General features: G+C 42.5%; 1 protein-coding gene. It reads right to left on the minus strand.

Annotated features, from left to right (window positions below):
* Positions 1–192 (minus strand): hypothetical protein (locus tag ACSNOG_RS33450; RefSeq protein ID WP_436756428.1); only part of this gene is annotated, 192 nt, incomplete at its 3' end.
* Between the last annotated feature and the right edge of the window lie 74 nt (positions 193–266).

The raw sequence follows: 266 nt of genomic DNA on the forward strand, positions 1-266 counted from the left end.
GTAATATAGAGCGCTTGCGCCACCTGAAATAAGAAAGTTTACATAGTTTGAACCAAACTCCACATCTCTTAGATTGGAGCTTCGATAACTCGAATTGTTGATATTGACTTCGAGATACCTCGAATATTGAACGGTGTTTGTAGGTGTTAACCAAGCTCCTGCATAACCATAGGCATATGCTCGGTCATTCACGGTCGTATCAACTGAGAGATACATGAAAAGAGCTTTCGGCGCGAATGGTAAGTTTGTGATGGACCGATCCTGGT

Source organism: Streptomyces sp. URMC 124 (assembly GCF_051386455.1).
Taxonomy (GTDB): Bacteria; Actinomycetota; Actinomycetes; order Streptomycetales; family Streptomycetaceae; genus Streptomyces.